This is a genomic window from Dokdonia sp. R78006 (assembly GCF_042466145.1).
Taxonomy (GTDB): domain Bacteria; phylum Bacteroidota; class Bacteroidia; order Flavobacteriales; family Flavobacteriaceae; genus Dokdonia.
On the sequence record NZ_JAXHBU010000001.1, the window covers coordinates 137,405 to 151,328 of the forward strand.

Genomic DNA, 13,924 nt, shown 5'->3' on the forward strand with positions numbered 1-13,924 from the left:
ATCAAAAAATATTGCTACGTTTTTTGAGAAATAAGTGTAGCGCTTCGCCAATATGGTCTTCTAGTGAAAATAACTCATAGTCTATACCACTTGCAAGTAGCGCTTCCTTAATAGTTTTCATAGATTGCTCTAGCGCTTGTAAATAAGTAGATTTTGCATCTTTTGCGTTTACCTTTACTTTAGCTCTAGTTTCAAGATCTTCAAAAATCACTTGTCCTTTGTAATCAAATTCTAGTTCGCTCTTACCTAGCAAATGCAACACTGCGACTTCGTTTCTGGCAGTTTTAAGCTGTTTAATCATTGTTATAATTTCCTCGTCCTTTTCATAAAAATCTGTGATAAAAAATATGAGATCCTTATGACTACGATTATGGAGCTTCTCACTTGCCAACTGTTTAGGCCAAGATCCTTGATTTTTTAATTGCAATAATTGGTATAGAAACCTATTAAAATGTTGCTTCCCAATAGCTGGTTGCAGTGCTTCTAACCTTTGATTATTTACCGTAAGTAAGCCTATCGCATCGCCTTGCGTTTGTGCTAGGTGTGCAAGACTTGCCACTAGTACATTTGCATACTCGATTTTTGAAATATCATCTTCCTTATGAAGCATAGACATACTTGCGTCTACTATAAATCTCACAGAGATATGAGTATCTATCTCTGACTGCTTGATGTAATATCTACCAGAACGAGCAAGCATTTTCCAGTCTAGTAACCTGAGGTCATCACCAGGCTCATACCCTCGATACTGACTAAATTCTAATCCGGCACCTACTCGCCTACTTTTATTGAGTCCAGACAAATACCCGTCTACAATCACCCGTGAGATAATAGACAGTCCAGAAACACTGTTTATTACATCGGGTTTAAGTAGCGATTTGTAATCGTCTTTTGGCATAGTATTCTTTGCTGCTATTATGGTGATTAAGCTAAGTTTATTTCTTTAAGTAAGTGAGTCGTTACTTGGTCTGATGTGATCCCTTCGGCCTCTGCCTTGAAGTTGACAATCACTCTATGACGTAATACTGGCAATGCCACATTTTTAATGTCTTCTAGTGTTACTGCCATTCTCCCTTGTGAGAGCGCTCTAGCTTTTGCTGTAAGGATCATTGCCTGCCCTGCTCTGGGGCCTGCGCCCCAGCCTACCCATTGTTTCACAAAGTCGTTTGTGGTGGTTTCTGGTCTAGTCGCACGTACTATCGTACTTACAAAATCGATAAGATTATCGCTTATAGGCACCTCTCTTACGAGTTGTTGTAATCGTAAAATATCTGCTCCCGTGAGTACAGGATGTACTGTCTGCTTAATACCACTCGTAGTACTTTTTAAAATATGAGTTTCCTCTGCTGCCGTTGGATATCCTATTTTGATGTAAAACAAAAAACGATCCTGCTGTGCTTCCGGTAATGGAAATGTACCCGATTGCTCAATAGGATTTTGGGTGGCAAGAATAAAAAATGGACGCTCAAGACTATAGGTTTTTCCAGAATAGGTCACCTCAAATTCCTGCATTGCTTCTAGTAATGCAGCTTGTGTTTTTGGCGGTGTACGGTTAATCTCATCTGCTAGGATAATATTTGCAAAAATAGGCCCCTTCTTGAATTCGAAAAACTTTTTACCCGTAGCCTGGTCTTCTTCCAGAATTTCTGTTCCAATTATATCTGAAGGCATTAAATCTGGCGTAAACTGAATACGTTTAAAATCCAAGTCTATCGCCTGTGACAAGGTTCGAATCATCAAGGTTTTTGCAAGCCCCGGAACTCCTTCTAACAAGGCGTGACCACCAGCAAGAAACGTAATAAGCAATTGCTCCACCGTTTCCTCCTGACCTATAATCACCTTTGCAATCTCTTTCTTAAGATCCTTAAGCTTTCCAGTGAGTGTGGTTACTTCTTGTTGTAATTCGGTTAGTGTGTTATTCATAGTGTTACCTTATTAAATCTCTGTTCCAAATTTTCTCTCCCCAACCCTGAAGGGTGGAAAATTCTGGGCTTGGTTATTCTTTTCAATATTATTCTCCTCTTAGCTTCTCTTGTAAAATATCATTCTCCTACTCTTAGCTTCCCCTGTAAAACATCATTCTCTTACTCTTAGCTACTCCTGTAAAACATCTCCCCTAACCCCTCTTCGAAGAAGGGAATTTTTATGTTGCTTTTTGCAAAGCAAAAACAACATTTCTTCGCAACAGTGTCCCTCTTTGAAGAGGGAGTCAGGGAGATGTTGGCTGTTTACTTTCTCTTTCTGAATTTTCCTCTCCCCAACCCTGAAGGGTGGAAAATTCTGGACTTGGTTGTTCTTTTCAATATTGTACTCTTTCTCTTAGTTACTCCTGTAAAACATCATTCTCTTACTCTTAGCTACTCCTGCAAAACATCTCCCCTAGCCCCTCTTCGAAGAGGGGAAATTTTATGTTGCTTTTTGCAAAGCAAAAACAAACTCTTCTCGCAACAGTGTCCCTCTTCAAAGAGGGAGTCAGGGAGATGTTGGCGAAACATTATTCTCTTACTCTTAGCCTCTCCTGTAAAAACATCTCCCCTAACCCCTCTTCGAAGAGGGGGACTTTTATGTTGCTTTTTGCAAAGCAAAAACAACTTCTTATCGCAACAGTGTCCCTCTTTGAAGAGGGAGTCAGGGAGATGTTGGCGAATTTTATTTCTTCTACATTCCGAATTTTCTCTCCCCAACCCTGAAGGGTGGGAAAATTCTATGTTTGGTTGTTCTTTTCAATATTGTACTCCTACTCTTAGCTACTCCTGTAAAACATCTCCCCTAACCCCTCTTCGAAGAGGGGAACTTTATGTTGCTTTTTGCAAAGCAAAACAACTTCTTCTCGCAACAGTATCCCTCTTTGAAGAGGGAGTCAGGGAGATGTTAACTGTTTACGACGTCAATGCATATATCACGATATTCACTCCAAATTTTGTATTATCAATTTTATACCAACGTTTATTTCTAAAATCATAGTCCCACTCGCAGCCGTAATCTTTGTTGCTGTACAGTACTCCTATTCTTCCATTAATCTCGATGGCTTTTAGGTATTCATGTACGAGGTCATCTCCCCAGCCGTTTAGTTCTTGACTTGTGGTGGGTGGACCGTCTTCAAACTCAAAGAAAACGTTATAAATCTCGTGATCGTTAGGTATTTTTTTGAGTACATCTTGACCAAAAATCTCTTCCATCTGGCGCTCAAATGATTTGGCAAATAATCCGTCGATGTCGTGGTTACAGTCATCTGCAAAAACAAAACCTCCGTTTTCTATATATTTTTTAAAATTCTCTTTTTCCTTCTTTGTGAACTGTACGAGCTTATGTCCTGAGATGTAACAAAACGGACATTTAAAAATCTCATCACTCGCTAGTGAGATAATATTCTCTGTAGTATTTACAGGTAAGGTGGTGTATTCCACCAATGAGTTGAGCAAATTAGAAGGCATACGCTGATCTACGTCCCAGTCTCCAGATTCGTATTGCAAGCGCGTAAAGAAGAATTTGTTTGGCATTAGTTTTAATAGTGAATTTTAAAATTCATTTAAGTACTGTTATAGAGTTCCTCCTTCTGGCCAATTTTTCCAGTGATTATTAGGATCTTTAGTTGGTTTATAAAATTCTCTATTACCAGTTTCTAAAACTTCAGCTATTTGTCTAAATGTTTCGTTTTCACTTGGAAGTTCGGAATCCGCACAATCAGGATGATTCCATTCTGACAACGCTAACACTAAAGGCAAGTTTTTCGGGATTCTTTCCCGAAGTTCCTGATCTGTGGCTAACAATACCTCATCATACTTTGGCACTAAACCTCTCAAAAATTCCCAAATGTAGATTACACTTTTATCCTCTAATTCAATTCCTTTATTCAAGTAAAATTCCGGACTGTGATTTATCAAAACTTTCTGACCTCGTAAGTCCATTGTTACAGCATTAGGGTTTAAACTCTCCTCAAACTCTTCATCAAACGTCTTAAAATCTTCACTATCATTCGTCATATTAAGGAAGTTTGAATTGTCAGTTCCGGGCTCAGTTACTATACAATTTCCAAAAACGTGTAGACAATTATTAATTCCATCGTGCCCTCCACCTCGATAGTTAAATCCTACTACTTCAATTATTAACGCCCATCTTTCATCATCTCTATAGGCAGTCATTCTTGATGTTACTGGATAAATATATCCATTATCGAGCATTGGAAAAGTAAAGTTTTGTGCACAGCTATCTAATTGCTTTAAAATACTCTTTCTTGAATATTTCTGTTTCTTTCCAAATCCTAAAAACCTCATATGACTCTTGAAATTGATTCTCACGCTTTCGCGAAAGCGAACCTAAAATAAAAACTGGCTACCACTTTTGTGATAACCAGTCTTATATAATTTATACGTTTTTATACAGCATCTGAAAGACTGGTAAAAGTAAAGTCACGTATTTTCATATACGGGATTAAACTACCATCTACGCGCACTTGCTTGCCAAGAGTTTCTAGATTATTAAGCATAATAATAGGACTCTCATTAAAGCGGAAGTTCTTTACAGGATACTTGATTTTTCCGTTCTCAATGTAAAAAGTTCCATCGCGGGTAAGACCTGTGTATAATAGCGTTTGAGGATCTACAGAACGTATGTACCATAGTCTTGTAACGAGGATTCCTTTCTTTGTAGACTTGATGAGATCTTCTAGAGATGCATCACCACCGCCCATGATAAAATTACTGGGAAAAGGGACTGGCTCTACACCTTTTTCTTGTGCCCAGAAACGGTCATACGCAAGGTTTTTTACCACTCCGTTTTCTATCCAGCTTGTCTTTTTAAGCGGTTGCCCTTCTCCGTTCCAAGTACCTGCTGGCACTTCTTCATTAAGAGGGTCTGACCATAGGTTTACACGCTCATCTACAATTTTGACACCCATCTTAGTGCCTCCACCTTCTTGAGACATAAAGCTTCTTCCCTCATCTGCAGATCGTGCACTTATAGAACGCCCCAAGCCTTCTAGTAGTCCTAATCCAGCAGATGGCTCAAGAATCACGGTGTACTTACCTGGTTCGATAGCTTTTGCCTCGCGAGACATTACTGCCTTATCAATGGCAACTTTTGAAGCTTCTGCTGCGTCAAATTTTGACACATCATTAAAATCTCTTGTAACCCATCCAGAACCCGTACCATCGTTAGATCGCATGGTTACTGTAAACTCAACGTTAGTCGACTTATTATAAGCAAACAGTCCGTTAGAATTCATCATCGCGCTAAAGCCTGCACCACCATCTAGAAAACCAGCTGCAGTTACATCATTTGCTTTGGCAGGTTGTATGCTGCTCTCCGCTACTTCTGCTCTATACTCTGGAGTCATGTTTGCCGTTGCCTCTACGTACGTTTTAGACTCGTCATACGTTTGTGGCCCTAATGGCTGCATAAACTCAGGGTTTTCTGGAGCAAGCTTTGCAAGTTCTTCTGCACGTTTTACCACTTTTTCTAGTGACGCATCATCAAACTCGTCTATGGTTGCTGTACCTGATTTTTTACCAAAACTTGCAGTGACCGCAAGACTCTGGTTAGACTGGTGTCCTGAGGTAGAAACAGAGTTACGTGCATAACGTATGTTACCACTCTCGCTACCGCCTAAATTTATAACGCAGGCATCTGCAGTAGAGAAGCTCATTGCTTTCTCCATCACTTTTTTTGCCTCTTCTTTTGAAAATATTCCCATTGTGTTTCTTCTTTAAAAATTGACGATTAAACGTTACGACCTGTGTTGATCACATTAATATCATTAAATCGTGTCGTGGCACTTCCATGTGATACTGCGCTCACTTGTGAAGGCTGCCCTTTCCCGTCGAAGAATGATCCAAAGAGACGGTAGTCACTCTGATCACATATTTTTGCACAAGAATTCCAGAACTCTTGTGTATTAGATTGGTATGCTACATCATTAAGCATCCCAACTATTTTTCCATCCTTAATCTCGTAATACATGGTACCACCAAACTGGAAGTTATATCGCTGCTGATCTATAGAGTAAGATCCACGACCTGCAATGTAGATTCCTTTTTCTACATCCTTAATCATATCATTAATAGAATACGGCTCCTTACCTGGCTCTAGTGAGATGTTAGGCATACGCTGGAACTGTACATCGTTCCAACTTTGCGCATAACAACATCCATGAGATTCGTTCTGATCTATCATTTGTACTTGGTCACGTATTGCTTGGTAATTTACCAGCACACCATTACGTATGATATCCCATTGCTTGGTTTTTACACCTTCATCATCCCAGCCTACAGCTCCTAGTGATCCCACTTGTTGCTTATCTGCTACAATGTTCACAAGGTCACTACCATATTTAAAGTTTTTAGACTTCCACTTATCTATGGTTGCAAAGCTTGTTCCGGCATAGTTTGCCTCATATCCAAGTACACGATCTAGCTCCGTAGGGTGACCTACAGACTCGTGAATGGTAAGACCTAAGTGATTAGGCTCTAATACAAGATCATATTTACCAGCATCTACAGATTTTGCCGTAAGCATTTCTTTAGCCTGCTTTGCCGCCATGGCAGCATCTTCTATAATATCGTAGCTATTTCTATATAACTTCAATCCTTGCGGACCTTCAAGTTTTTCTGACTCAAGACCATCTAAATATTCATAGCCAAGTCCCATAGGAGCACTCATAGCCTGGCGGGTTTTAAACTTACCACCACCTACAGCCGTCACGCCAAATGTAGGCCAGATACGGTGCACATCCTGATCAATATATGACCCTTCGGTAGAGGCAAAATACTTTTGCTCATTTACCATAAAGAGCGCAGAGTTTACAAAGTTTGCACCATTAGACTGCGCAGCAGCATTTGCCGTAAGCAACAGCTCTACCTTCTCAGACACAGGTACTTCTTTAAAGTCTTTTTTAATAGGCGTTTTCCAGCTCACCTCTCCGTAAGAAGCTTCTGGAGCTAGCACTACAGGGTTGGTTTGAAATTTTGAGTTAGCCTTAGCAATTGCTACTGCTTGTTCTGTTGCCTTCTGGATACCATCTGGCGTTACATCATTAGTAGATGCAAAACCCCAAGTACCATTTGCAATCACGCGTATCCCTATCCCAAAAGATTCGGTATTTACAACGCCTTGCACTTTATCTTCACGTGTGCGCACAAACTGGTTTAGGTATCTCCCTATTCTAGCATCTGCATATGAAGCACCTAAACCTTTTGCCGTATTAAGGGCGACATCTGCCATTTGTTTTTTAAGCAGTACGTCCATTCCTGGTTCGAGCAGTGCTTCTGTTGGGATATTGTTTCCCAGCATCATCGATGGCACCATTAAGGCACCTGCTCCCATACCAGCGAGTTGGACAAAATTTCGTCTTTTCATAAGGTCTTGGGTTTTATTGAATTGTTTGTTTTATTGCGTTTTTAACATATAATTATTAAAAGCAGTATAATATCAGAATTTATGTTAAGGTGTCTTGTAGTATAAATGCTAATTATATCTTAAAATTTTACGCTTTCGCGAAAATGTGATTTCCCAAACACCTACTCCATTCATATAAACAGAGGATACAGCCGATTTAAATTGTGCATAAAAGTTGAAAAACTGTAGTTTTATAAAAACACTACCTTGAAATTAAATAAACATACACTCATAAGCCTCTTAGGAATAGGAGCATTTAGTTTACTCTCAATTTTAGAATTCACTCACTTAATCAAATATGTGCTAGAACAATTTCTAATAATTTACAATTCTAATTCGATAAGCTCTTTATGGGTGCCTGAAATAATGGGTACTGTTATTTTTACAATCGCTATAGTAGTATGTGCGAAGTATGTCAAATCATCCATTATCATAAATAGTAAGAAATGGTTATTTAGTTTTATTTCCATCTTTTTTATAATTATCACACTACAGTTTCTATCATCCTTCTTCGGAACTGGATTTTTGATTAGTAATTTTCCAACTGAGTTTGACAACTACTATGAATTAAAAAAAGAAAATTTACAACTTCTTGCAAATCTGGCATTCATACCTATACTTAGATATATAATTGTAGTTGTGGTTTTAATCTGGGAAACAAGAAAACGTGACGATAAGCTTATAAATAGACCAACAAAAAATATATAACCATGCTCCACACCATACAAAACGAAAACCTCATCTGTACCATTACTTCAAAAGGCGCAGAGATACGTTCTTTAATTAATAAGGAGACTGGTGAAGAATATATCTGGCAAATTGATCCTTCAGTTTGGGGAAGTAGTTCGCCAGTGCTGTTTCCTGCTATTGGTAATATCAAGGAGAACAAGATTGTTTTTAATGGAGAAGACTATGCTATGACTAAGCATGGAATTATAAGAAATAATGAGCAACTTGATTTTCAGCAACACGATGCGTCTAGCTGTTCTTTTACGCTCACAAGTTCTGATGAAACATTACGACAGTATCCATATAAGTTCCATTTTCGCGTAAGCTTTACCCTTGTTGAGTATCGATTGTTAATGACCTATACGGTTACAAATAATGATACCGTACCTATGCATTTTGCTTGTGGTGGTCACACTGCTTATGCTTGCCCGCTTGATGAGCATACTGCACTAGCTGATTATGTGATTGAGTTTCCAGAGCCACTTAATCTTGAGTCTCGCACGCTAGGAGATAATGGATTATTATCTCCTGAAAAACGAGCTATCAAAACTAATGACGGACTCTTACCGCTCTCAGACTCGCTCTTTAATGAAGATGCGCTCATCTTTACAAGCATTAATTATGACTGGGTACGACTGCGTAAAAAAGATGAAAAGAAAGGAATCATCGTGCGCTTTAAGGATTATCCAAACCTGGCATTATGGTCAAAACCTGGTGCAGACTATGTGTGTATTGAACCCTGGTTAGGACTTCCAGATAGTGAAGATGAAAGTATCGATATCACTAAAAAAGGTTCTTATAAAACGCTTTCACCAGGTGCAACGTTTAATATCACTATTGAAACCGAAATAGAGCAAAACTGACTGCCGTGAAGCACTGACCAAGTCTTAAACAATCGCTATCACGCATTCTGATTATTAAAAAAACGAGCGATAAAGCAGAAAAGTAGTATCTTCTTTCCATATTATATGCTTCTTGAGCGTACTTGATATTCTAAAAGCACTCATTTAACTATTGCATTATTATGAAAATAACAACTACACTCTTAGTACTATGTATCGCTACCACAGCTTTTTCTCAGCTTGAGAAAACAAAAAAACCTAGAGTTTCATTTAAGATATCTACAGAAGCTGTCCCTCGACCATCTGAGAAGCTCAATAATGTGCTTGATTATTTTGAAGATCAAGATCGATTAACACGAATATTGAATGCTCCATGTAATGATTGCGATACTACCGTAGACCAACTAGAAAAGCAATTTCTTGTCAATAGTTTAAAAGAGACAAAGCAACATTTTGCTTCTAAAATCTCTATAGATGAACATGATTTTTTGAGAATTGAAGGACATCAAGGAAAGGTTTATCAAACAAAAGAAGAGGTGATAAATGCATATCAAGAGCACATAGCTATTGAAATCAAAGAGTTGCAGATTAAAATAAATATGAACGAAAAGGAGATTGAAAAACATAGACTGGCACCTATACCTCCTCCTGCGGTTCTTGAGGAAAGAACTAGAGTAAATAATAAAAACAACTAGCCTTATGGCGTTAATCGTAGAAACCCCTCCTTATTTTGTTGCGCTAGCATGCACAGGTTTTACCATCTCGCTTATGGCGTTCATTCCTGTGTATTCAAAAAAAATAAAAATCACTTATATCATACCGCTACTACTATTAGGTATGATATTATTTTTTGCGGGCGCTCCTTTACCTTGGCCAGATCCGCTATGGGAATTAGAAACAGGTAAGATTGTAAGTGAAGTTATTGTGATTATAAGTCTTATGACAGCTGGGCTCAAAATAGGCACGAGTTATAAGTGGAGTGACTGGAAAAAACCGTTATCGCTCGTAGCGATTACAATGCCTTTATGCATGATTGCCATCTTTGCCATTGCTCACTATTTACTAGGACTCAATGGCCCCGTTTCTTTACTACTAGCAGCAGTGCTTGCTCCTACAGACCCTGTGCTCGCTAGTGAGTTACAACTAGAAGAGCGCCAGGATTTAGAAGAAAGAAATACAGGTTTAAGATACACGCTTACCGCAGAGGCTGGAATCAATGACGGGTTTGCATTTCCATTTGTTTTCTTAGCTATATTATGGAGCGAGGCTAGTAGTTTTCAAGAAATAGACTGGTTACACTTTATAAGTTATTATTTCTTGTTTAAAATTATAGGCGGTCTACTAGTAGGCGTCTTGATAGGATTTATATACAGCTGGGTAGTACACTATCACAGTAAAGAACATCAAAAATATATACTCAATGGTTTTATTGCGGTCGCACTCACATTCTTCTCCTATGGCCTAGGAGAAATACTGAGCACCTACGGCTTTTTGAGTGTGTTTGCTACCGGCGTTTTTATGCAATATCACTGCGGTAAATCTGCAGATGATAATGTAAACACCTCCATGCTGCACTTTGCAGAGGAGACAGAAAAATTACTCGTCGCACTGTGGACTATCTTTTTTGGTGGCGCACTAGTATCAGGTATTTTATCATATACAGATGTAAATGGTATCATAGCGAGTCTAGTTATCGTACTCGTGTTGCGACCTATTTTTGGGTATCTCGCTATGCTTACTACAAATTTTTCAGGAGCAAAAAAATGGGCTATTAGTTTCTTTGGAATACGCGGTATAGGGAGTTTCTTTTATCTTAGTTATGCTTTGATACATGGCGATTTTACAGAGTATGACGAGCTATTCGGGATTGTGAGCTATGTAGTTCTCTTTAGTATTCTTATTCACGGACTCACGAGCCTTCACGTAATCGATTATTTTAAGCGAACTAATAAAACAGCCTCATAATCCCACACTAGCGTACATAGATTTAAACATTTTTAGTTGGCTTAAAGCCAAAATATCTTTTCCATCATGCTTATTACTATCCTTGTTGTATTTGTCGTTTCTATGTCACTCATTGCTGGCGCACTGTGGGGTTTGTATGGCAAACTATCGAAAAATACAGAAGGATTTCTCATTGCACTTGCTGGAGGAGCACTCATCGTATCTGCAGTATTAGAGCTTATAGAACCAGCAATGGAGGATGGTGATGTATTGTTACCACTACTATTTGTTTTTATAGGGGCTTTAGTATTTACAGGTTTAGATTTTTATGTAAAAGAAAAGTGGAGCTCAAAAAGCGGAGGCGCAGGTCTTCTAGCAGCCATAACCCTAGACGGACTTCCTGAAAACTTAGCGCTAGGTGTTGCACTTATAAGCGCAGACCCACTTGCTGTGGCAGCACTCTCAGGATCTATTTTATTATCAAACCTTCCCGAAGCCGCAGGTGGAGCAAAAGAAATGAAAGAAGATGGTAGGTCAAAAAAGACGATTCTCATATTATGGACGGGAACAGCCTTACTACTTTCTGCAGCAGCACTTATAGGTTACTTCTTTCTAGAAAATGTATCTAAAGATATTCTCAATTACATACGATGTTTTGCGGGAGGTGCTGTCGTAGCCTCGCTCGCTATTGAAGTGTTTCCAAAAGCTTTTAAGGAAGATAAATACTGGACTGGTATTGCAACTGCTCTAGGTCTGGTCATTGCCTTTTACCTTAATAGTCTGGCATAAATAGTACTTGCTTGACCTCATGTTTTTGTATGATGATTACAATAAATAACTAGCTTTGTAACTTCTAGAATTACCACATATGATTGCAGCTTTTTCTCTTTTTCTTATCATCACCATCTCTGTGTTGATTACTAAAATCTCTACTATCGCACTAGTACACACTGGTCTCTCAGAAGAAAGTGCCAAGTTTCAATCGCGATCTGCTTATACTGGTGCCGGCATAAGTTCGGAGGAAACAGAAAATATCATGAATCACCCTGTGCGCCGTAAGATTATTTACAACTTAATGCTCATAGGTAATGCAGGTATTGTTACGGCGATGTCATCATTGATCCTCACCTTCGTATTACCAGAATCTAATGCTTCTCGATTTTATGGGTTTTTAATCATTGTGGGCGGTATTCTACTACTATGGTTCGGGATACGTAGTAAATGGGTTAATCGCGGTTTATCTAAAGTGATTAATAGGATGCTTAAAAAGTATACAGATCTAGAGGTTCAAGATTATGCAGCTGTATTACATCTTAAGGACAATTTTAAAATTATAAAAGCTACCGTAGACACAGATGGCTGGATGTGCAATCGCACACTACAAGAATTAGACTTACGAGAAGAAGGTATTACGGTCTTAGGTGTAGAAAGAGAAGGTACAGGCTATTTTGGCTCTCCATCGGGTAATTTTAAAATGTTACCACATGATGAAGTAACACTCTATGGGAAATCTGATGGTATAAAAAGTATCTATAATCGTAAGAAGGATCATTACGCTCACCTTGAACATAAGAAATTTGTAGAAAAAGAAGAAGAACGCAAGGCAAATGATGTTGAAAAAATTAATACTACAACAGATTAAAAATCGTATCGTCTTACATAAGTACATTACACATAGGCAGCAGTATTTTAATCTTTAACAAGTCTTCTGCTTTTACCCATCCTTAGTTTTTTATACCTTTCGCTTCTAAAACAAGATACATGGCTCGTAAAAAATCTACTTCACTTAAAATGCGCATTCTTCACAGGTACCTAGGCTTCTTTCTAGCTGGAATCATGGCAGTTTATGCGATAAGTGGAATTGTTTTAATCTTTAGAGACTCAGATACTTTTAAGAATACGGTTGTTATTGAAAAAACCCTTGACCCTAACCTCTCTGCTCCATCACTAGCTAAAGCTGTAAATAATAAGAGACTTAAGGTAACTAAAGAGGAAGGCGGTGTCCTTTACTTTGCAGAGGGAACGTATAATAGCACCACTGGAGCGGTTGTATATTCTAAAAAAGAATTGCCTTTTATTCTTGATAAGCTTACCCATTTTCATAAAGCTAAATCTGGAGACCCTTTGTATTTTTTAAACATCTTTTTTGGTCTAAGCTTACTATTCTTTGTAGTATCCTCATTCTGGATGTTCATTCCATCAAGCCCTATTTACAGAAAAGGAATGCTCTTTGTAGCAGGAGGAATTGTACTTGCGCTTATATTACTATTTGTCTAGGCGTATACTTAATTAAACATCACTTAAAGCCCTTTTTTCTGCAGTAGCAGAAAGAAACTGCTGTTGGACATCCATTACATCCTCCACACCATCTAGCTCGCACAAGTAATGTATAACGGCACGCATGCCATTAAACATCACCTCATCCCCTTGTGGATCTGTTGGTTTCATACTGCCGCGGCTTATAGGTAACTCATAACCGCAAGCTCGTAAAAAGACACCTTCAATCTGGAGTAATTCACTAGGCAAATACCCATAAAAACGTTTACCGAAAGCCTCATTAACCTTTCCTACATAATTGAGCACAAGCGACCCATGATCATCTGTCATGTGCTTCCACATATCTTTATTGTCACAAATAGTTCCTACTGCACAGGCTGTACAGCAACCTGGATGCAAGCTACCATCAGAAAATGCTGCATATAGTTTTGATAAAGCTTGTTCTAGTCTAAATGGAAATATAGTAGTCATCGCCAGTTTTTTACTATAAAGTTAGCATTTGTCTTTGAGATAATATGTTAATAGTGTGTACAAAAATATTGTACTTATCCTTTTCACAATAACAGCCCCTAAATCCTTTTGGTCTGATTTCCAACACTTTTAGTTTTGCTTTCGCGAAAGCGTGCCTCTCATTTTCCTTTAAAAAATATAAGATTTATTAATAGGTTGCTTTAACTAAATGTAAAATCTCGTTTTATTAAACAGTTAAGGCTTTACATAAAATAAACGCTTTTTTAATA

General features: G+C 38.3%; 13 protein-coding genes. 6 read left to right on the top strand and 7 right to left on the bottom strand.

Going from position 1 to position 13,924, the window contains the following annotated elements; genetic code table 11:
* Position 1: 1 nt before the first annotated feature.
* The 6 genes from SJY37_RS00610 to SJY37_RS00635 all read right to left on the bottom strand — a co-directional run bounded on the left by SJY37_RS00610 (position 2) and on the right by SJY37_RS00635 (position 7,353).
* Positions 2-898, bottom strand: coding sequence for a DUF58 domain-containing protein (locus tag SJY37_RS00610; RefSeq protein WP_298328466.1), 897 nt, complete (start codon positions 896-898; stop codon positions 2-4).
* 26 nt (positions 899-924) lie between these two features.
* Positions 925-1,923: a MoxR family ATPase gene (locus SJY37_RS00615; protein WP_298328469.1), complete on the bottom strand. Its 999-nt coding sequence runs from the start codon at positions 1,921-1,923 to the stop codon at positions 925-927.
* Between the two features lie 956 nt (positions 1,924-2,879).
* Positions 2,880-3,500 (bottom strand): DUF4159 domain-containing protein, encoded by a 621-nt coding sequence (locus SJY37_RS00620; protein WP_298328472.1) that lies wholly within the window; start codon positions 3,498-3,500, stop codon positions 2,880-2,882.
* A gap of 39 nt (positions 3,501-3,539) precedes the next feature.
* Positions 3,540-4,274, bottom strand: a complete 735-nt coding sequence (locus tag SJY37_RS00625; protein ID WP_298328473.1) for a DUF7003 family protein — start codon at positions 4,272-4,274, stop codon at positions 3,540-3,542.
* 101 nt (positions 4,275-4,375) lie between these two features.
* Positions 4,376-5,692, bottom strand: a complete 1,317-nt coding sequence (locus tag SJY37_RS00630) for a TldD/PmbA family protein (RefSeq protein ID WP_298328475.1) — start codon at positions 5,690-5,692, stop codon at positions 4,376-4,378.
* A gap of 26 nt (positions 5,693-5,718) precedes the next feature.
* Positions 5,719-7,353: a TldD/PmbA family protein gene (locus SJY37_RS00635; protein ID WP_013751485.1), complete on the bottom strand. Its 1,635-nt coding sequence runs from the start codon at positions 7,351-7,353 to the stop codon at positions 5,719-5,721.
* Between the two features lie 749 nt (positions 7,354-8,102).
* Between SJY37_RS00635 and SJY37_RS00640 the strand changes: the two genes are divergently transcribed.
* The 6 genes from SJY37_RS00640 (at position 8,103) to SJY37_RS00665 (ending at position 13,184) form a co-directional block, all read left to right on the top strand.
* A complete protein-coding gene (locus SJY37_RS00640; RefSeq protein ID WP_298328479.1) occupies positions 8,103-8,984 on the top strand; it encodes an aldose 1-epimerase family protein in 882 nt (293 codons plus the stop codon).
* Positions 8,985-9,145: 161 nt separating this feature from the next.
* On the top strand, positions 9,146-9,658 hold the full coding sequence (locus SJY37_RS00645; protein WP_379952679.1) for a hypothetical protein: 513 nt from the start codon (positions 9,146-9,148) through the stop codon (positions 9,656-9,658).
* A 4-nt stretch (positions 9,659-9,662) separates the two neighbouring features.
* Positions 9,663-10,928: a sodium:proton antiporter gene (locus tag SJY37_RS00650; RefSeq protein WP_298328484.1), complete on the top strand. Its 1,266-nt coding sequence runs from the start codon at positions 9,663-9,665 to the stop codon at positions 10,926-10,928.
* 66 nt (positions 10,929-10,994) lie between these two features.
* Positions 10,995-11,696: a ZIP family metal transporter gene (locus SJY37_RS00655; protein ID WP_298328486.1), complete on the top strand. Its 702-nt coding sequence runs from the start codon at positions 10,995-10,997 to the stop codon at positions 11,694-11,696.
* Between the two features lie 79 nt (positions 11,697-11,775).
* The gene (locus tag SJY37_RS00660; RefSeq protein WP_298328488.1) at positions 11,776-12,549 is read left to right on the top strand and encodes a TrkA C-terminal domain-containing protein; all 774 of its coding nucleotides are present in this window, start codon (positions 11,776-11,778) and stop codon (positions 12,547-12,549) included.
* 119 nt (positions 12,550-12,668) lie between these two features.
* Positions 12,669-13,184 carry a PepSY domain-containing protein gene (locus tag SJY37_RS00665; protein ID WP_298328491.1) on the top strand — a complete coding sequence of 172 codons (516 nt, stop codon included), beginning with the start codon at positions 12,669-12,671 and terminating at the stop codon, positions 13,182-13,184.
* Between the two features lie 12 nt (positions 13,185-13,196).
* Here SJY37_RS00665 and SJY37_RS00670 read toward each other — a convergent pair whose 3' ends face one another.
* Entirely contained in the window at positions 13,197-13,655 is a 459-nt protein-coding gene (locus tag SJY37_RS00670; protein WP_298328493.1) for a Na(+)-translocating NADH-quinone reductase subunit F, read from the bottom strand.
* Positions 13,656-13,924 lie beyond the last annotated feature (269 nt).

What these genes read in the sequence shown, in the direction of transcription:
- SJY37_RS00610 (WP_298328466.1), bottom strand. Translation starts at nt 898, where the DNA reads ATGCCAAAAGACGATTACAAATCGCTACTTAAACCCGATGTAATAAAC.
- SJY37_RS00615 (WP_298328469.1), bottom strand. Translation starts at nt 1,923, where the DNA reads ATGAATAACACACTAACCGAATTACAACAAGAAGTAACCACACTCACT.
- SJY37_RS00620 (WP_298328472.1), bottom strand. Translation starts at nt 3,500, where the DNA reads ATGCCAAACAAATTCTTCTTTACGCGCTTGCAATACGAATCTGGAGAC.
- SJY37_RS00625 (WP_298328473.1), bottom strand. Translation starts at nt 4,274, where the DNA reads ATGAGGTTTTTAGGATTTGGAAAGAAACAGAAATATTCAAGAAAGAGT.
- SJY37_RS00630 (WP_298328475.1), bottom strand. Translation starts at nt 5,692, where the DNA reads ATGGGAATATTTTCAAAAGAAGAGGCAAAAAAAGTGATGGAGAAAGCA.
- SJY37_RS00635 (WP_013751485.1), bottom strand. Translation starts at nt 7,353, where the DNA reads ATGAAAAGACGAAATTTTGTCCAACTCGCTGGTATGGGAGCAGGTGCC.
- SJY37_RS00640 (WP_298328479.1), top strand. Translation starts at nt 8,103, where the DNA reads ATGCTCCACACCATACAAAACGAAAACCTCATCTGTACCATTACTTCA.
- SJY37_RS00645 (WP_379952679.1), top strand. Translation starts at nt 9,146, where the DNA reads ATGAAAATAACAACTACACTCTTAGTACTATGTATCGCTACCACAGCT.
- SJY37_RS00650 (WP_298328484.1), top strand. Translation starts at nt 9,663, where the DNA reads ATGGCGTTAATCGTAGAAACCCCTCCTTATTTTGTTGCGCTAGCATGC.
- SJY37_RS00655 (WP_298328486.1), top strand. Translation starts at nt 10,995, where the DNA reads ATGCTTATTACTATCCTTGTTGTATTTGTCGTTTCTATGTCACTCATT.
- SJY37_RS00660 (WP_298328488.1), top strand. Translation starts at nt 11,776, where the DNA reads ATGATTGCAGCTTTTTCTCTTTTTCTTATCATCACCATCTCTGTGTTG.
- SJY37_RS00665 (WP_298328491.1), top strand. Translation starts at nt 12,669, where the DNA reads ATGGCTCGTAAAAAATCTACTTCACTTAAAATGCGCATTCTTCACAGG.
- SJY37_RS00670 (WP_298328493.1), bottom strand. Translation starts at nt 13,655, where the DNA reads ATGACTACTATATTTCCATTTAGACTAGAACAAGCTTTATCAAAACTA.